The organism is Saccharothrix stipae, from assembly GCF_054781895.1.
In genome coordinates, this window is sequence record NZ_BAAGTN010000017.1 from 840,828 (window position 1) to 857,066 (window position 16,239).

General features: G+C 71.3%; 18 protein-coding genes. 13 read left to right on the forward strand and 5 right to left on the reverse strand.

Annotated elements, in window-relative coordinates; genetic code table 11:
- The first annotated feature begins 101 nt into the window (after positions 1 to 101).
- From ACYVLT_RS32090 to ACYVLT_RS32100, 3 genes are read left to right on the forward strand one after another with little or no spacing between them, the layout of a single operon-like run.
- A complete protein-coding gene (locus tag ACYVLT_RS32090; RefSeq protein ID WP_461123884.1) occupies positions 102 to 521 on the forward strand; it encodes a hypothetical protein in 420 nt (139 codons plus the stop codon).
- Positions 522 to 743 (forward strand): helix-turn-helix transcriptional regulator, encoded by a 222-nt coding sequence (locus ACYVLT_RS32095; protein WP_360454505.1) that lies wholly within the window; start codon positions 522 to 524, stop codon positions 741 to 743.
- The gene (locus ACYVLT_RS32100; protein WP_461123885.1) at positions 743 to 1,705 is read left to right on the forward strand and encodes an NAD(P)-dependent alcohol dehydrogenase; all 963 of its coding nucleotides are present in this window, start codon (positions 743 to 745) and stop codon (positions 1,703 to 1,705) included. Before ACYVLT_RS32095 ends, ACYVLT_RS32100 begins: the two co-directional genes overlap by 1 nt.
- Here ACYVLT_RS32100 and ACYVLT_RS32105 read toward each other — a convergent pair whose 3' ends face one another.
- Positions 1,706 to 3,676: a glycosyl hydrolase family 28-related protein gene (locus ACYVLT_RS32105; protein WP_461123886.1), complete on the reverse strand. Its 1,971-nt coding sequence runs from the start codon at positions 3,674 to 3,676 to the stop codon at positions 1,706 to 1,708.
- A gap of 121 nt (positions 3,677 to 3,797) precedes the next feature.
- Entirely contained in the window at positions 3,798 to 4,613 is an 816-nt protein-coding gene (locus ACYVLT_RS32110; protein WP_461123887.1) for a serine hydrolase domain-containing protein, read from the reverse strand.
- A gap of 17 nt (positions 4,614 to 4,630) precedes the next feature.
- On the opposite strand from ACYVLT_RS32110, the gene ACYVLT_RS32115 reads away from it, so the two are divergent.
- Positions 4,631 to 5,527 carry a ribonuclease Z gene (locus tag ACYVLT_RS32115; protein WP_461123888.1) on the forward strand — a complete coding sequence of 299 codons (897 nt, stop codon included), beginning with the start codon at positions 4,631 to 4,633 and terminating at the stop codon, positions 5,525 to 5,527.
- A 17-nt stretch (positions 5,528 to 5,544) separates the two neighbouring features.
- Here ACYVLT_RS32115 and ACYVLT_RS32120 read toward each other — a convergent pair whose 3' ends face one another.
- Positions 5,545 to 5,730: a hypothetical protein gene (locus ACYVLT_RS32120; protein WP_461123889.1), complete on the reverse strand. Its 186-nt coding sequence runs from the start codon at positions 5,728 to 5,730 to the stop codon at positions 5,545 to 5,547.
- A gap of 369 nt (positions 5,731 to 6,099) precedes the next feature.
- Between ACYVLT_RS32120 and ACYVLT_RS32125 the strand changes: the two genes are divergently transcribed.
- Genes ACYVLT_RS32125 through ACYVLT_RS32135 form a run of 3 tightly spaced genes read left to right on the forward strand, consistent with a single transcriptional unit; the run spans position 6,100 to position 8,076 of the window.
- Positions 6,100 to 6,921, forward strand: a complete 822-nt coding sequence (locus ACYVLT_RS32125; protein ID WP_461123890.1) for a hypothetical protein — start codon at positions 6,100 to 6,102, stop codon at positions 6,919 to 6,921.
- Complete coding sequence (locus ACYVLT_RS32130) at positions 6,921 to 7,262, forward strand: hypothetical protein (protein WP_461123891.1); 342 nt, start codon at positions 6,921 to 6,923, stop codon at positions 7,260 to 7,262. The genes ACYVLT_RS32125 and ACYVLT_RS32130 overlap by 1 nt, the downstream gene beginning before the upstream one ends.
- Positions 7,240 to 8,076, forward strand: a complete 837-nt coding sequence (locus ACYVLT_RS32135) for a hypothetical protein (RefSeq protein WP_461123892.1) — start codon at positions 7,240 to 7,242, stop codon at positions 8,074 to 8,076. The genes ACYVLT_RS32130 and ACYVLT_RS32135 overlap by 23 nt, the downstream gene beginning before the upstream one ends.
- A 4-nt stretch (positions 8,077 to 8,080) precedes the next feature.
- Here ACYVLT_RS32135 and ACYVLT_RS32140 read toward each other — a convergent pair whose 3' ends face one another.
- Complete coding sequence (locus tag ACYVLT_RS32140; RefSeq protein WP_461123893.1) at positions 8,081 to 8,959, reverse strand: NAD-dependent epimerase/dehydratase family protein; 879 nt, start codon at positions 8,957 to 8,959, stop codon at positions 8,081 to 8,083.
- 118 nt (positions 8,960 to 9,077) lie between these two features.
- Between ACYVLT_RS32140 and ACYVLT_RS32145 the strand changes: the two genes are divergently transcribed.
- Together ACYVLT_RS32145 and ACYVLT_RS32150 are read left to right on the forward strand one after the other, a co-directional pair.
- Positions 9,078 to 9,290 (forward strand): hypothetical protein, encoded by a 213-nt coding sequence (locus ACYVLT_RS32145; protein WP_360454523.1) that lies wholly within the window; start codon positions 9,078 to 9,080, stop codon positions 9,288 to 9,290.
- A gap of 150 nt (positions 9,291 to 9,440) precedes the next feature.
- Complete coding sequence (locus tag ACYVLT_RS32150; RefSeq protein ID WP_461123894.1) at positions 9,441 to 10,871, forward strand: hypothetical protein; 1,431 nt, start codon at positions 9,441 to 9,443, stop codon at positions 10,869 to 10,871.
- Positions 10,872 to 10,889: 18 nt separating this feature from the next.
- Here ACYVLT_RS32150 and ACYVLT_RS32155 read toward each other — a convergent pair whose 3' ends face one another.
- Positions 10,890 to 11,678 (reverse strand): hypothetical protein, encoded by a 789-nt coding sequence (locus tag ACYVLT_RS32155; RefSeq protein WP_461123895.1) that lies wholly within the window; start codon positions 11,676 to 11,678, stop codon positions 10,890 to 10,892.
- An 83-nt stretch (positions 11,679 to 11,761) separates the two neighbouring features.
- On the opposite strand from ACYVLT_RS32155, the gene ACYVLT_RS32160 reads away from it, so the two are divergent.
- The 4 genes from ACYVLT_RS32160 (at position 11,762) to ACYVLT_RS32175 (ending at position 16,180) form a co-directional block, all read left to right on the forward strand.
- Complete coding sequence (locus ACYVLT_RS32160) at positions 11,762 to 12,973, forward strand: DNA cytosine methyltransferase (protein ID WP_461123896.1); 1,212 nt, start codon at positions 11,762 to 11,764, stop codon at positions 12,971 to 12,973.
- A 390-nt stretch (positions 12,974 to 13,363) separates the two neighbouring features.
- Positions 13,364 to 14,593: a thioester domain-containing protein gene (locus ACYVLT_RS32165; protein WP_461123897.1), complete on the forward strand. Its 1,230-nt coding sequence runs from the start codon at positions 13,364 to 13,366 to the stop codon at positions 14,591 to 14,593.
- Positions 14,594 to 14,798: 205 nt separating this feature from the next.
- A complete protein-coding gene (locus tag ACYVLT_RS32170) occupies positions 14,799 to 15,422 on the forward strand; it encodes a putative glycolipid-binding domain-containing protein (protein ID WP_360454538.1) in 624 nt (207 codons plus the stop codon).
- 206 nt (positions 15,423 to 15,628) lie between these two features.
- Positions 15,629 to 16,180 carry a hypothetical protein gene (locus tag ACYVLT_RS32175; protein WP_461123898.1) on the forward strand — a complete coding sequence of 184 codons (552 nt, stop codon included), beginning with the start codon at positions 15,629 to 15,631 and terminating at the stop codon, positions 16,178 to 16,180.
- Positions 16,181 to 16,239 lie beyond the last annotated feature (59 nt).

Consider the following 16,239-nt stretch of genomic DNA (forward strand, 5'->3'; position numbering starts at 1 on the left):
GCTCGACACCCGACGCCCTACGGATGTCAAAGATCCTTGACATGCTGTCAAGCAAGGCAGACACTGGCCATGTCAAGTTTCCTTTACATGGGGTGGGCGCGATGTCGTACGAGGAGAGAGGAACCCTGGTGTACCTGGTGGTCAGCGTGCTGACCTACCTCGGGTACGCCGTGGTCGTCCTGGGGCGGGCGGGGGGCCGGCCGTTGGCCGAGGTGTCCTACCTGGCGCCCATGTTGTGGGCCATCGGCGTCTCCATCGCGTTGTCGATCATCAGTCGGATCGCGATGGAGATCGCCAAGCCCAGCGACAGCTACAAGGCCGACGCCCGCGACCGCGACATCAACCGGTTCGGGGAGCACGTGGCCGGGATCGTGCTCGGGGCCGGCATGGTGCTGCCCTTCGTGCTGGCGATGGTGGAGGCGCCGCACTTCTGGATCGCCAACGCGATCTACGCGGTGTTCACCGCGTGGGCCGTGTTCGGGGCGGCGGTCAAGCTGGTCGCTTACCGGCGGGGGTTCTGAGTGGGCAAGCCGACCAGGATCACCAATTCGATCCGCGCCCTCCGCTTCGCGCACGGCGAGATGACGCAGGCCGAGTTGGCCCGCCGCATCGACGTCACGCGCCAGACCGTCATCGCCATCGAGCAGGGCCGCTACTCGCCCTCGCTGGAGATGGCCTTCCAGATCGCCCGCGTGTTCCGAGTCCCGCTCGGCGACGTGTTCCAGTACCCGGAGGAAGACTGATGAGAGCCATCACCCAGGACGCGTACGGCGTGCTCGAGGAAGTGCTGCGGCTCGACGAGATCGACAAGCCCTCGGTCGGGGACGGCGAGGTGCTGGTCCGCGTCCACGCCGCCGCGGTCTCCGGCTCCGACTGGCACATCCTGCGCGGCCTGCCCTACGCGGCACGGCCGGTGGTCGGGCTGCGGCGGCCCCGCAACCGGGTGCCCGGCCTGGAGCTGGCGGGCACGGTCGAGGCGATCGGCCGGGGCGTGACCAGCCTGGAGGTCGGCGACGAGGTGTTCGGGTGGTGCTCCGGCGCGTTCTGCGAGTACGCCGCCGTGCCCGAGGGCCAGGTGACGGTGAAGCCGACCAACCTCACCCCGGAACAGGCGGCGGCGGTGCCGATCGCCGGGTTCACCGCGTTGCAGGCGGTCCGGGACGTGGGCCGGGTCCGCGCCGGGCAGAAGGTGCTGGTGCTGGGCGCTTCGGGGTGCGTCGGGGTGTACGCCGTGCAGCTCGCCAAGCACTACGGCGCCGAGGTGACCGCGGTGTGCAGCGCGGCGAAGGCGGACCTGGTCACGGGGCTCGGCGCGGACCACGTGCTCGACTACGCGGCCGGGCCGTTGACCGCGAGCGGGTTCGACGTGGTGCTCGACCTCTACGGCAACCCGCCGCTGCGCACCCTCGGCCGGCTGCTGAAGCCGGGTGGGACGGTCGCGCTCGTCGGCGGCACGGGCGGTCGGTGGTTGATGGGCCTGGACCGGTGGGTCCGCGGGCTGGTCGCGGCGCCGTTCCTCGGGATCAGGGCACGGCCGCTGGTGCACAAGGACCGCCTGGTCGACCTCGTGCTGCTCCGCGAGCTCATCGAGGCGGGCGAGGTCACGCCCGCGCTGGACCGCACGTACCCGTTGGCCGAGGCGGCCGCCGCGATCGAGGACGTGCGGCGTGGCCGGGTGCGCGGCCACGCCGTCATCACGCCCTAGTCACCACCGCGACGGCGCGGGCGGCGGCACGACCGGTGGGCGGTCGTCGCAGGTGATCGTGTTCGGCAGCAGCCACGGCGCGAGCCAGCCGTCGTTGCCGCCGCGGTCGGTCAGGGCGAACTCCGAGCCGGTGGCCGGGAAGTGGAACGCGCCGCAGTTGTTCACCGGCACCGCGCCGACGTTGCGGGCGTCCACGTTCTCGAACGTCGCCGACCCGGCCGAACGGGCGCTCACCACCGACGTGCCCGTCCCGTCCACCCGGACGTCCCGGAAGTGCACGTTGGTGATCGAGTGCAGGTCCTTCACCGACCACTCGCTCACCATCATGATCGCGTTGTAGGTGTTGTCCAGGAAGTGGTTGCCCACGACCCGGACGTCGGCGTCGATGTCACGTTCCAACGCGTAGAACCAGATCGCGCCGAGCCCGATGTTCCAGTTCAGCTCGTAAGTGCCGGCCCGCGCGGTGGTGTTGTCGGTGATCCGGACCGACCCGGTGAACGGCTGGGCACCGAACCGCGAGCCGAGCTGGATGCCGCTGCCCTCGCGCACCGGGTCGGCGACCAGGTTGCCCACCACGGCGTTGTCCGTGCCGCCGTACAGCGCGATCCCGTTGGCCAGCACGGGTGACTGCACGGTGTTGCGCTCGAACCGGTTGCGGGCGTTCTGCCGGTGCTCCGACCACATGGCCAGGCCGTCGTCACCGGTGTTGCGGATGAAGTTGTTGCGCACCAAGGAATCCGTGACACCGGTGTGGAAGTTCACCGCGTCGGCGATCTGGTCGACCACGATGTTGTCGGTGACCGAGACGTTCGACATCGGACCGTCGAACCACAGCCCCACCTTGGTGTGGCGCAGGTGCAGGCCGCGGATGGTGGAGTCGCTGAGGGCGCCGCCGATCCCGTTGACCTGGTCGGTGTCGATGCGCTCGCGCACGTCGCCCTCGACGGCGAACCCGCGCAGGTGCACGTTGCGGCTGCCGCCGGCCTCGGCCGGCTTGCCGTAGAAGCCGACTCCGGTGTGGACGGAGCCGTCGGGCGCGGGCTCGGGGAGCGCGACCTCCCGGCCCTTGACCACGGTGTGCCAGTTGCCCGCGCCCTCGATCGTCACGTCGTCCACGACGATGTGCCGGTCGACCCGGAACGTGCCCGGCGGCAGGTACACCGGGAGCCGGTGCCGCTTGGCGAACGCGATGGCGCGGTCGAGCGCGGCGGCCGAGTCGCGCCCGCCGGTCGGGTCCGCGCCGAACAGCAGCACGTTCGCGGCCACCGGGCGCACGTGCGGCGCGGGCACCAGTTCGGAGTCCAGCAGGTCGATCACGGTCCACGCGGCGTTCGTGCCGACGGGCGCGGTGAGCCGGACGCGGTCGCCCGCGCGGTGGGTCCGGTTCAGCTTCAGGCGCTGCTCGTCGTAGAAGTGACTGGGCCGGAACGGCTTGCGGATGACGGGCGCGGGCGTGGTCTGCGACGGCACGCACGAGCACTCGGTGAGCCACCAGTCCGGGTGCAGCAGGTCGGCGTCCGGGTCGTTGGTGAACGGGTACTGGTTGTACAGCCACGCGTACTGCGAGGTGAGCGTCATCGTCGTGCGGTGCTTGCCGTTCACCGCCACGTCGAGCGGCGCGGTGATCCCGCCGCCGGTCGGCGCGTCCGGGATGCTGTACCGCACGGTGATCGCGTCGGCGGCCTGCGGCAGGGTGAACTCGACGTGCTCGCCGGGCCGCAGCCGGACTGCCATCCGGCCGGACGCCTCGGACGGCAACGTGTACGCCGTGCGGTCGGGTCCGATCACCGTGCCGGTCGTGGTCGCGTTCTCGGCTTCCTGCTCCACGAACGCGACGTCCGCGCCCCGGCCCGCGACGAGCGCCGGGTCGAGCGCGGCCCTGGTGACGACGGGTGCGGGCGCGGCCTGGGCCGCGGGCGTCGCGAGCCCGGCCGCCACCACCGCCACGACCATGCCGAACCTGGCTGACATCCGCGGCATCGGGATCTCGTCTCTCTCGCACCGGCAGGGCGACGTGACCCTAGGCGGGCTGTGCGCTGCATCACAAGAGTTTGTCGAGAAATTGCGCGAATCAGTCGACTAGTTGCACTGACTATCGGCCCAGCTCCGCCAGCACACCGTCGGTGAACGCGGGCCACGCCGCCGCGGCCCACTCGCCGAACGTCCGGTCCGTCAGCGCCACGCACGCCACCCCGGCGTCCGGGTCCACCCACAGGAACGTGCCGCTCTGCCCGAAGTGCCCGGCCGTGCGCGGCGAACTGGCCGACCCCGTCCAGTGCGGCGACTTCGCCGCCCGGACCTCGAACCCGAGGCCCCAGTCGTTCTCCTTCTGCAACCCGAACCCGGGCAGCACGCCGCGCAGCCCCGGGAACGCCACCGTCGTCGCCTCGGCCACCAGCTCGGCCGACACCAGCTTCGGCGCCTGCACCTCCGCCGCGAACCGCACCAGGTCCGACACCGTGGACACCCCGCCCGCGCCCGCCGAGCCGGTCAACTCCGACGACGCCATGCCCAGCGGCTCGAACACCGCCTCCGCCAGGTACCGCGCGAACGGGATCTCCGTGGCCGCCGCCACGAAGTCCGCGAGCACCTGGAAGCCGGTGTTGGAGTAGATCCGCTTGGCCCCCGGCGCGGCCTGGACCTCGGCCGAGTCGAACGCCAACCCGGACGTGTGCGCGATCAGGTGCCGCACCGTCGACCCCTTGGGCCCGGCGGGCTGGTCCCACTCGACCGCGCCCTCCTCCACCGCCACCAGCACCGCGTACGACGTCAGCAGCTTGGTCACCGACGCCAGCGGGAACCGGTGGTCGACCGGCCCGTGCGTGCCCAGCACCTCGCCCCGCGCGTCGACCACGGCCGTCGCCGCGGTGTCCACCGGCCACGACGACACGGCCTGCAAGCTCTCCATGCCGCAGACTCTGCCACGTGTCACCCCGAGAACTGGTCGTGCTCGGCACCGCGAGCCAGGTGCCCACCCGCGCCCGCAACCACAACGGCTACCTGCTGCGCTGGGACGCCGAGGGCTTCCTGTTCGACCCGGGCGACGGCACGCAGCGGCAGATGGTGCGCGCGGGCGTCGCGGTCACCGACGTCACCAGGCTCTTCATCACGCACTTCCACGGCGACCACTGCCTCGGTGTGCCGGGGGTCGTGCAGCGCATGTCGCTCGACCGCGTCCCGCACCCCGTGCACGCGCACTTCCCGGCCGAGGGCGCGGACTACTTCGAACGGCTCCGGCACGCCAGCTCGTTCCACGACGTGGCCGACGTCCGCGCGCACCCGGTCACCGAGCAGGGCGTGCTCGCCGAGGGGCCGTTCGGCCGGGTGGAGGCACGGCGGCTGGACCACACGCTGCCCGCCTTCGGCTACCGCCTGGTCGAGCCGGACGGCCGCACGATGCTCCCCGAGCGGTTGGCCGCCCGCGGCATCCGGGGCCCGGCGATCCGCGAGCTCCGGCCGCCGCTGCTGGACGAGGTGAGCGTGCCGCGCCGGGGCCAGCGGTTCGCGTTCGTCATGGACACCCGGCTGTGCGACGGGGTGTTCGAGCTGGCCGACGGCGCCGACATGCTGGTCATCGAGTCGACGTACCTGCACGTCGACGAGCCGCTCGCGGTGGAGCACGGGCACCTCACCGCCCGCCAGGCGGCCACCGTCGCGGCCCAGTGCGGCGTGCGCAAGCTCGTCCTCACCCACTTCTCGCAGCGCTACACCGACCCGCGCCTGTTCCACGACGAGGCCGCCGAGGTGTTCGACGGCGAGGTCGTGGTGGCCGCCGACCTGGACCGGGTACCGCTGCCCCGGCGGCGTGACGGCCGGTCCTGAGCGAGCACCACCGTCGACTACGGGTGGAGATCGATGACGAACGGCCCGAATTGCACCGTCACCGCGCCGAGGAAGTACAAGGCGAACGTGACGATCCCGACCACGGAGGCCACACCGACCAGCAGTCGCAGCAGCACCGACCAGCTCGTGACCAGCCGGTGCAGCAGGGCGGGCCATCCGCCGGGATCGGGCGTCGCGGTCATCTCCGGTCTCCTGTCTCGTCGTTCCTCCTCATCGAGTTAAGAGGCCTCTCGGACGCCTTTCAACGTTTTCGGTCGGCAAGATCCAGGCAATATCCGCCTTTCGGAAATTTTTCGGCAATTCGCCGTGCTCCGTCGGCGAGGTCCGGAAAGTTCGCGGAAGTTTCCGCAGGTGGGACGCGCGATATCCGGGCAACTCCGGTGCTCGGGCCCGCAATCGTGCGGCGAACGGTGTTCGGTGCCGGGAAACTTGTCGGAAAGATCATCCAGATGCGTTGACCTGGCGTTTTAGTGGGTGGGGCGAGTCGTGGAGATCGGCTACCATCGTCCGCCATCACCCGTTTCCGGCGCGCTTCGCAAGGAGTCCCCCACGTGTCGGTGTTCGATGAGAAGAAGCTGCGTGCCCGGCTGGGTGTGCGCGACGACGGCCTGATCAGAATCTGCGGTTCCGAGCTCGGTGCGTTGCTGCACGTCCACCCGTCCGATGGTCAGGACACCGTTCTGGTCAAGGTGCTCCACCAGCTGGAGAAGGCGATTCCAGAGGTGGTGGAAAGGGCGGGGGACGCGGACATCCTCGCCTACAGCTGCAACACACCACGAGACCCTGTGCTCAACAGCCTCGACAACCAGGAGAAGCGGCTCGAACTCCTCGCCGAACGCCGCGGTCCGAAGCGGCGGTCGGCGGACAAGCGCGTCGCCACGCTCGGTCTGCGCCTGGTTCAGCACTGGCGGGCACGGCCACCCGCGCCGCCCACGTCGGCCGAGTTGGACCGGCTGCGGCAGGCGGAGGAGGAGTACAGGGCCACCGGTGTGGGCGTGCGCACCGACGCGATCGGCCCGGACCGCCTCACCAGGCTGATCGAGAGCTGGAACTCGTCCGGGCGCGGCGAGATCGAGGATCTGCTGGAGCGGTGGGTCCTGCACTTCGAGACCGACAGCGGCTTCCTGGCCACGACCGAGACCGCCGATCGTGGCGAGTACCTGTGCGTGTTCACCAGTTCGGAGCGGCTGGCCGAGTACCAGCGGACCCGGGGCGGGCCGCCGGGCGCCCCGGGACGCGCCGGTGGCGGCGACCTGCTCGGGTTGGCCGCCCGTTCCGGCATCGGTCTGGTGGTCGACCCGGTCGTCGGAGGCCTGGGCAGCACCTACTGGACCGCCGAGGAAGTGGCGCGGCGCTGGGCGGGAGGTCGGTGATGGCGGACGGCTTGTCCGTCGACCTGGACGAGTTGGACCGGTTGGCGCGCGGGTTCACCGCGGTGTCCGACGACGGTCGCGGCCACGTCGTGTGGCGGTTCGGCATCGACGTCGCGCAGCTCGCCGAGTCGGACCCGCTGCGCGAGGCGGTGACCGTGTACCAGCGCAGCCTGCACGCCGCCATGGACCGGCTGTGCGGCGGCGCCGAGCGGACCGCGGAGGTGCTGCGCGCCATCACCGCCGAATACCGGCGGACGGACGGCGAACTGGCCGACCGGCTCGCCGCGCTGGCCGACCTGTCGAGGGCGGGTGATCGGGGTGGACCAGCCGGAAGTCGGTGAACCGGAGGACGGTGAACCGTCCGCGCACTCGCGTGGGCCGGGGCCGTCCGAGGCGCCGGACCAGGCGCCGGGCAACCCCGGCTGGATACGTGCGCTCGCCGAGACGACGGCGGCGCAGCGCGAGCCGTTCGCGGCCGGCGTCGAGCGGCTGCCCGGCTTGGACCCCGTCTACTGGCACGGCGGGGCGCGGGAGCGGTTCGCGCGGTCCCGCGACGGCCTGACCGAGCAGTGGCGGTTCGCGCTGGACACGCACGACGAGGTGTTGCGCCGGGTGGAGGGGCACAACTCCTTTGTCCACGAGCTGCAGCACCTGTGGGAGGCCGACCGCGGCGACCCGGTGGCGCTGCGCCACACCGCGGAGGTGCACCGGGCGGCAGCGGCGGACTTGGCCGCGATGTTGCTCGAACGCGCTGCCCGGCTCGACGCGGTGGCGCCCGGGCAAGCGCCGGAGCCACCCGCCACCGTGTCCGTCGGCCCCGACCCGACCGGCCCGCGCCAGTCAACCGGGCCGGGGCGCACCGGTGCCGACCCGGCGAAGTCCGAGCCGGCGCCGAACCCCGAGCCGGTACCCGAACCGAACCCGGATCCGGTACCGGAAGCCGCGGCTCGGCCCGAACCGCGCGTCTCCGGCGACGACGTGACCGCGAACGGCCACCCCGGTGAGCACGTCCCGCCCGTGGCCGCGCCACTCGACGGCAACCCCGATGAGCCCCCGACCACGCCGGCCCAGCGCTACCTGTTGACCGAGAAGCTCGGCGAGCAACTCGTGCTCGGCCAGCGGCAGTACCGGATTCGCTGGGAGGCGGGCCGTTGACCCCTCAGGTCGGGTGCGGGCCCTCGGTCGCCCACTGGTCGCGGACCAGGTCGTCGAGGTCCGAGCAGGTCGGCGACCAGCCCAACGCGCGCAGCCGGGTCGTGTCCGCGCGCAGGTCGCGCACCTCGCCGGGGTGGGCGGGCCGCCGCACGACCGGCACCGGCCGGCCGGTCACGCGTGCCGCGGCGGCCAGCACGTCGGCCACGCTCGCCGGTGTCGCGCCGACGTTGAGCACCGCGTACTCCGGCCCGTCGCACTCCACGGCCGTCACGAACGCCCGCGCCACGTCCCGCACGTGCACGAAGTCGCGCACCGCCGACCCGTCGCCGAACACCTCCACCGCCGGCCGCCGCCCGGCCGCCACCGCGCACACCTTGGTGATCAGGCGCGTGTCGTCCACGTCCCCGCCGCCGGCGACGTTGAACAGCCGCAGCGCCACCCCGCTCACCCGACCGGCGGCGGCGGCCCACGCCAGGACGTCCTCGGCGGCGGCCTTGGAGGAGGCGTAGGGGTTGGTCGGCGCGCGGGGGCAGTCCTCGGCGATCGTCGCCGCCTCGCCCGGCCCGCGCACGCCCGCTCCGTACACGCCAGCCCCGTACACGCCCGCCGTGGACGCCAGCACGAACCGCGGCGGCGGCGACCGCAGCAGGTTCACCGTGCCGCCCACGTTGACGTCGTAGTACCGGACCGGGTCGTCGAACGACTCGCGCACCCGCGCCAGGCCCGCCAGGTGCACGACCGCGTCGACGTCGCCGAGGCCGCCGAGCCCCTCGGGCGAGCGGACATCACCCGAAAAGGCGATGGGGGAGTGACCGGCGGCGGCGAGCTCGGCGAAGACCGCCCGTCCGACGTACCCGCTGGATCCGGTGACCAGAACGCGCATGGCCACATCCCAGCACGTCCACCGCTCGACAGGGGGCCCGCAACTTCGGTGCAAATTCACCCTAAAGGTAGGGACCAGTGGGGCCGATACAACCCAAGTGAGTTACCCGCATCCAGCCATGCACACGAGCATCGAGGGCGTTCTCGCCGAGCACGCCGTGCACGAGGCCAAGCGGCAGCGCTTCCTGGAGACCGCCGCCGCGATCGTGGCCGCCGCGCCACCGTCGGTGGACGACACGCTGCTCGGCCTGCTGCTCCCGTTCCCCAAGGCCAAGGGTCCGCGTGCTTTCCTGAACCGGGTTGACCAGGTACTTCGCCACGCCGCTCGATGATCTCGCGCAACCGTCCCCGATCCCATCGGCAAGTTTCATCCGGTCGTTGCCGGACCGTGCTAGGCCGATCCCATCGCCTGCCTCTACAGTGCGTGACACCCGGCGCTCGCCGGTTGTCTCGTCTGCTTCTCATAAAGCGAGTTCTCGGCGATGGATCACGTCCTTTCCGCGCTTCAAGCGCGCCTCGGAAACCTGTTCGGCGACCGGTTGGTCGTGCTCGCGGGCGGCACTCGGCTGAGTAGTCGCGCGGGCGAGCTCCACCAGCTCGGTGCCCGCCACACGCTCGTGCTGTCGACGGACGACCACGCGCCGCTGCACGACTCCGAAGTGGCCCGCTGGGTGCCGCTGGGCATCGCGGGCGGCTTCGTCGCGGTCGAGCAGAACCGGCTCACCAAGCTGCTCACCTCGCCCAACCGCGAGGTCCGCGAGGTGCTGGCGGACTTCGACCCGCGCGGCGAGGCGCTGGTGATCAGCACGCCGTACGTGCACACCCCCGAGTTCGCGGGCAGGCCGGTGCTCAACGCCCGCCGCCCCGAATGGGTGGAGTTGGAGAACAAGACGACGATCGACGGGCTGTGGGACGAGCTGTCCGCGCCGCGCGCGCCCGCCGTCGTGCTCGGCCTGGACTTCGAGGGGCTGTGGGCGGCGACCCGGCGCCTGGACCGCGGCGCGGGCGTCGTCTGGTCCGGCGACGGCCCGGCGATCAACGGCGGCGCGAACTTCGTCCGCCGCGTCCGCGACCGGCAGGAGGCGCAGGACGCCTTCGACGTGCTCGCGCCCAAGTGCGACTTCGTCCGGGTGATGCCGTTCCTGGAGGGGATCCCGGTGAGCGTGCACGGGATCGTGTTCCCGGACGGCACCGCCGTGCTGCGGCCGATCGAGATGGTCGTGCCGCGCCGCGCCGGTCAAGCCCGGTTCCTGTACGCGGGTTGCGCGTCGTACTACGACCCGCCCGGGTGGATCCGCGAGGAGATGCGCAACCTGGCCCGCCGGGTCGGCGAGCGGCTGCGCGAGACGGTCGACTACCGCGGCACGTTCACCCTCGACGGCATCGCGACCGCCGACGGCTTCCTGCCCACCGAGATCAACACCCGCTACGGCGGCGCGATGGTGTGCTTCGAGGACGCCCTCCCGCAGCTGCCGCTGGCGCTGGTCCAGGTCGCGCTGGTCGCCGGGCACGACCTCGGCGTGTCGTCCATCGAGTTCGAGGAGCTGCTGGTCTCCGCCGCGGACGACTACCGGCACGGCTCGGTCGGCGCGAACGTGCGCGCGGTTCACCCGACCGACGTGGTGGAGCGCTCGATCGTGTTCACCGAGTGGTCGTGCCGGTTCGCGCACCCCGAGGAGGCGCCGCACGGCGTGCTGCGGCTGCGGCCGTCGCCGTTGGGCGCGCGGCTGGAGCTCGACTTCTACGCCGACCAGCTGCCGCCCGCCCGTCCGGTGGTGGCGCTGACCGTGGCCGCGTTCGCCCTGGCCGACCAGGAGTGGGGCACCGCGCTCGGCCCGCTGGAGCCCGCGGTGCCGGTCGCCGACGACGAGGCCGCCGCGGCGGTCGTGGAGCCGACCGCCGTCACGGCCTGATCGTCGACGGCCCGATCGTCACGGCGTGATCGTCACGCCTTCCTGGTCGTCACCGTAGGCGGCCAGGAAGGCGTACCGGTAACCCATCAGCTGCAACGTCACCTCGGGCGGCTGGTTGGGCGGGAAGGCGTTGCCCCGGTAGGCGCGCAGCAGGTGCGGGTGGCACTGCGCGGTGGCGCGCAGCAGCGCGGGCGTGACCGGCTCGTCGTCCACCAGGTGCAGCACCACCCGCGCGGCCAGCGCCAGCAGCCGCGGCGAGCGGTCCGCCGAGGCGAGCGCCTCGGCCACGTCCACCACGTGCCGCGGCACGACCTCGGGCACCGCGATGGCCAACGCCATCGAGCACGCCACCTCCGCGCCCGCCAGCGCCTCGAACACCTTCGGCGCGCCCTTGGCCACCTCGTACCGCGTCTGGGTGATCCAGTCCGGTGGGCGACGGGGCAGCTCGCGCCCGAGCGCGTTCCACCGCCGTCGGGTGCGCTTGCCGCCGTCGGTGAAGCCCGCGCCGGCCAACGCCATCGCGGCCAGCATGAAGATCACCCGATCGCGGCTGTCCGCGGGCACGCGGTAGCTCGCGCCCATCTCGACCAGGAAGGGCACGGCCCAGACGCTGGCCTCGGACACGGTGTCGTCGCCCAGCAGCCGCTCGGCGAGGGCTTCGCAGGCGACTTCCCGCGTCACCCGCTCGCCGTGCACCACGCGCCGCATCAAGTCGTCCACGCCTGTCCCGTGTGCGAGCACCGACCAGGGCATGTCCTCCAGTCCGCGCAACGGGTCCGGCCGTTGCCACGCAGGTGGGAGCTCCATGGCGGGCAACGTACGCGATTGCGTGCATGAGTACCGGTGGGATCACTCGCCAGAGGGGGACGACCCCACCGTACGATCGCGCGGTGCGCGGACCCACCTTCAAGATCGTCGACCTCTTCTCCGGCGCCGGTGGCATGAGCCTCGGCTTCCAGGCGCACCGCGACTTCACCATCGTCGGCGCGGCCGACGCGCAGATCGGCAAGCCGTCGTCCCGGCTGGGCTCCTTGCGCTGCAACGGCATCTACCGGGACAACATCGGCGTCGACCCGTTGCAGGTGGACCTGGGCAGGCTCGACCCGGCCGTGCTGCGGCAGGTGTGGAACCTGCGGCGCGGCGAGCTGGACGTGCTGGTGGCGTGCCCGCCGTGCTCGGGCTTCACCCGGATCGCGCCCGCCAACCACCTGCGTGACGACCCGCGCAACTCGCTGGTCGGCCGGGTCGCCGCGTACGTGGCCGAGTTCCGGCCGCGGGTGCTGGTGCTGGAGAACGCGCGGGAGCTGGTCAAGGGCAAGCAGCGGCACCACCTGGAGGGGTTGGCCGACCAGCTGCTCGAGATCGGGTACGAAGTGGACGCGAGCACCCACATGCTGTCCCGCTTCGGCTTGCCGCAACTGCGGGAGCGGGCGATGGTCGTGGCGGTCGACGCCGGCGTGCCGCTGCGCACGTTGGAGGACCTGTGGCAGGGCTGGGAGGTCCGGCCGGGCGCGGTCACCGTGCGGCGGGCGATCGGCAAGCTGCCGGCGGTGGAGGCGGGCGAGGCGCACGCGGAGGACGCGATGCACGTGTCGCCGTCGTTCCGCCGGGACCGCTCGCTGGACCGGATGCGGGCCATCCCGGCCGACGGCGGGTCGTGGGGCGACCTGGTCGGCTCACCGGCGGAGCTGCTGCTGAACCCGGCCCAGCGCAAGATCATCGAAGAGGGCAAGTGGGGCTCGCACCCCGACGTGTACGGCCGGCTGTGGTGGGACGAGCCGGCGCGCACGATCAAGCGCGAGTGCGGGCACGTCGGCAACGGGCGCTACTCCCACCCCGAGCAGCACCGGTTGTGCACCGTGCGGGAGATGGCGCTGCTCCAGGGGTTCCCGCGCAGGTTCCGGTTCGACGTCTCGGTGATCGGCAACGCCTACCGCCACCTCGGCGACGCCGTGCCGCCGCTGATCTCGTTCCAGCTCGCGGCGCTGGTGAGGTGGATGCTGACCGGTCGGCCGCCCACCGCCCGCGACCTGTGCCTGCCGGGCACGTCGCTGCGGGTCGGCGACATCCGCCCGGTCGCGCCGTCCGCGTTGGTGGCGTAGATCACCGTTTGGCAACGGTGTGGCGTCGAAAGCGGGTCGCCGACTATTACGTGCAATCCACTGTGGACCGTCTGAGCTGCACTGATCGCTCGGCGGCGGGTGGTGTGTCCGTTTCGGCCCGCGTCGAAACGAGCGGTCGGCGCCCATTCCCGACGCCCCGTCGACTGCCTCGGATCATCCATTGTGGACGGTCAAACCGCGTTTCCGCTGCTGGTAGCGGGCTCTACCCCCAGTGGCACCCTTCCTCGATCGAGTGAACGGGATCGGATAGTGTTCGGCCGATTCCTGTCGTCTGGTGGTGGAGCGCTCTGCCAAGTAGCTCCCCGGACGACACGGACCGCCGCCTTGAACCACACCAACGGGCTACCCTCGCGAGCCTCAAGGAGACAAATGGCATCCCGGTTGAGTCCGAAGCGCCTCGGGGCCGCGGTCCTCGGCGCCTCGCTCGCGCTGATGACTGCGGCACTGCCCGCAGCCGCCGACCCGATCAAGATCATCCCGATCGAGCGCGACGACCCCGACTTCGGCAAGCACCACGAAGAGGGCATCGAGCTCGGCCTCAAGGGTGAGTCGCGTGAGTGGTTCGACGCCAACCTGATCCCGCTGTACGTCATCGAGAACGGCGACAAGACCGTCGTCAAGGCGTACTGCGTCGAGCTGCCGACCCAGCTGCAGAACGGCACGCCGCTGCACGAGGTGCCCTGGAACGAGCACCCGAACGACCGGACCAAGTTCAAGGAGAACGCGGCCAAGGTCAACTGGATCCTGCACCACAGCTACCCGCTGCTGGAGGCCGACGCGCTGTCGGAGGCGACCGGCCGCGACATCGACAACCGCGAGGCCATCGCCGCCACGCAGGCCGCGATCTGGCACTTCACCGACGGCGCGAGCCTGAAGGACGACCCGACCAAGGACTCGAACCCCGAGGTCGACGCCGACGTCAAGGCCGTCTACGCCTACCTGACCGGTGAGAAGAACACGGGCATCGAGCAGCAGCCCGCGCCGACGCTGAAGGTCGACCCGAAGGAGCTGTCCGGCAAGGCCGGCGAGCTGATCGGGCCGTTCACCGTCTCCACCACGGCCGACAAGGTCATGCTGGAGGCCGACCTGCCGGAGGGCGTCACGCTCACCGACAAGGACGGCACCGAGCTGCCCACCGCGACCGAGGGTGACCTGGGCGCCCAGGCGGTCGAGACCAAGACCGCCGACGTGTACGTCAAGGTCGCCGCGGGCACCGAGCCGGGCGAGGTGAAGTTCTCCGTCAAGGCGAACGCCCAGCTGCAGCACGGCCGGTTGTTCGTGTCGGTCGACAGCAGCAAGAAGACCCAGTCGCTGATCATCGCCAAGCCGTCCGAGGTCAAGGTCGAGGCCGAGGCGAAGGCGAAGTGGGTCGAGGGTCCGATCGTGACCACGACCACGACCGCCGCCCCCACGACCACGACGTTCACCACCACCACCGTGGCGCCGACCACGACCACCACGGTCGCGTCCGGTGGCGGCACCGACGACGACCTGGCCAACACCGGTGCGTCCATCTTCGTGCCGCTGCTGATCGGCCTCGGCCTGCTGGGTGCGGGTGCCGGCGCGCTGCTGTACCTGCGTCGCAAGCGCACCGCCTGATCGTCTGGTTGATCTCCACCGGAACGGCCCCCTGGGATTCCCAGGGGGCCGTTCCGGCGTGCGGGGGTGACTCATGCCGGTGGCCGCTGGGGGTGGGGGATCGATTCGGGTAGCCTGCGTCAGGAGTGCGAAGGAGCACGATGAGCTTCGACCAGACCAGCGACCGGGCGGCCGAGCAGGCCGACGACATCCTTCCGGGTGGAGAGTGAACTCGTTCAACACGGCTGAGCGGGCGAACCCGTCCGGCGAGACCCGTTCCGCCGCCGCGCAGATGGTGACCTGGCAGGGCTACGACGTGCCCAGGCTGGAGCAGGTGCGCTTCCTGCTCTCGGAGCGCAAGCTGCGCGCCTCGGGCCGACTGGTGACCGCCGGTCCGGCCGAGCAGTTCAGCGGGTCGTTCGAGGTGTCGGTCGGTGAGACCGGCGCGGTCACGCGGCTGCTGCTGCGCACGGCCACGGTGTCGGAGGAACGGCAGATCTCGGTCAGCCGTTCGTCGGAGGGCATCTGGCTGGTCGACGCGGGCCAGGGTGCGGAGCGTGCCGACTTCGAGGGTGCGGTGGACGTGGACGTGCAGTTCGCGGTCCTGTTCAACGCCATCCCGATCCGCAGGCTCAACCTCCAGCAGGAGGAGGGCGAGCACGAGATCCCGGTCGTCTACGTGACCCTGCCGGACCTGTCGGTCCAACTGGTGCGCCAGCGCTACCGCACGGTCTCCATCGGCGAGGACCGCTCGGTGGTCTCGTTCACGCACGGCGAGTTCGAACAGGACATCACCGTCGACCGAACCGGCCTGGTGGTCGACTACCCCCGCATCGCCTACCGCATCTGAGCCCCACAACGACGCGAAGCCCTGGCTCCCGCCGTCCGACGGGCCTACCAGGGCTCACTTCCTCGGTCGAGCGACCTCGGCTGCCGACAGTCTATCGACAACCGGGCCGACCGCGCGCTCGCTTGATCAGGTGACTTCCCGGAATCCGATCACCACATCGGGCGAGCAATCGTTTGCCTGTCGTGCGAGCACGCAACGATCGTTGGGTGAGCGCACACGTCTTCGTGGATGAGTCCGGCCGTTCCAGCTACCTTCTGGTGGCCGCGTACCTACCGGTCCGGCAACTAGTGTCGATCCGCGCGGTCATGCGCCGCCTGTGCCTCTCCGGGGAGCGGCGCGTGCACTTTCAGGCCGAAAGCGACAACCGTCGGCGCAACGTCGTCGCGCGATTGGTCGAACAGCCGCTTCGGATACGTGTCTACACCGGACGCGGCCCCAAAGACGCGACTCGCGCGGCGTTGTTGCGCGAGCTCGTTGCGGACGTGGTGGACGCGGGAGGCCAACGGCTCGTCATCGAGTCACGTGGCGTCATCCGCGATCGCGACGACCGCCGCGAGATCGTGCGAACGCTTCAGCGACTGCGCACCCCCAGCGATGCCCTGGCCTATGAGCACTTCCGACCGCACGAAGATCCGGCCCTGTGGATTCCCGATGCCGTGGCGTGGTGCTTCGGCGCGGGAGGCGACTGGCGCCGTCGGGTCGAACCGCTGATCGAGAAGGTCATCGACTGCGGCGACCTGCCACGCACCAGGGCCTGAACAGCGCGAAACCCGGGCGCCCGTCGTCCGGCGGGTCCTGCCCGGGTCCACTTCCTCGG

Coding starts and splice junctions, on each gene's coding strand:
- ACYVLT_RS32100 (WP_461123885.1), top strand. CDS start 743: ATGAGAGCCATCACCCAGGACGCGTACGGCGTGCTCGAGGAAGTGCTG.
- ACYVLT_RS32165 (WP_461123897.1), top strand. CDS start 13,364: ATGGCATCCCGGTTGAGTCCGAAGCGCCTCGGGGCCGCGGTCCTCGGC.
- ACYVLT_RS32140 (WP_461123893.1), bottom strand. CDS start 8,959: ATGCGCGTTCTGGTCACCGGATCCAGCGGGTACGTCGGACGGGCGGTC.
- ACYVLT_RS32120 (WP_461123889.1), bottom strand. CDS start 5,730: ATGACCGCGACGCCCGATCCCGGCGGATGGCCCGCCCTGCTGCACCGG.
- ACYVLT_RS32090 (WP_461123884.1), top strand. CDS start 102: ATGTCGTACGAGGAGAGAGGAACCCTGGTGTACCTGGTGGTCAGCGTG.
- ACYVLT_RS32110 (WP_461123887.1), bottom strand. CDS start 4,613: ATGGAGAGCTTGCAGGCCGTGTCGTCGTGGCCGGTGGACACCGCGGCG.
- ACYVLT_RS32155 (WP_461123895.1), bottom strand. CDS start 11,678: ATGGAGCTCCCACCTGCGTGGCAACGGCCGGACCCGTTGCGCGGACTG.
- ACYVLT_RS32150 (WP_461123894.1), top strand. CDS start 9,441: ATGGATCACGTCCTTTCCGCGCTTCAAGCGCGCCTCGGAAACCTGTTC.
- ACYVLT_RS32130 (WP_461123891.1), top strand. CDS start 6,921: ATGGCGGACGGCTTGTCCGTCGACCTGGACGAGTTGGACCGGTTGGCG.
- ACYVLT_RS32145 (WP_360454523.1), top strand. CDS start 9,078: ATGCACACGAGCATCGAGGGCGTTCTCGCCGAGCACGCCGTGCACGAG.
- ACYVLT_RS32105 (WP_461123886.1), bottom strand. CDS start 3,676: ATGTCAGCCAGGTTCGGCATGGTCGTGGCGGTGGTGGCGGCCGGGCTC.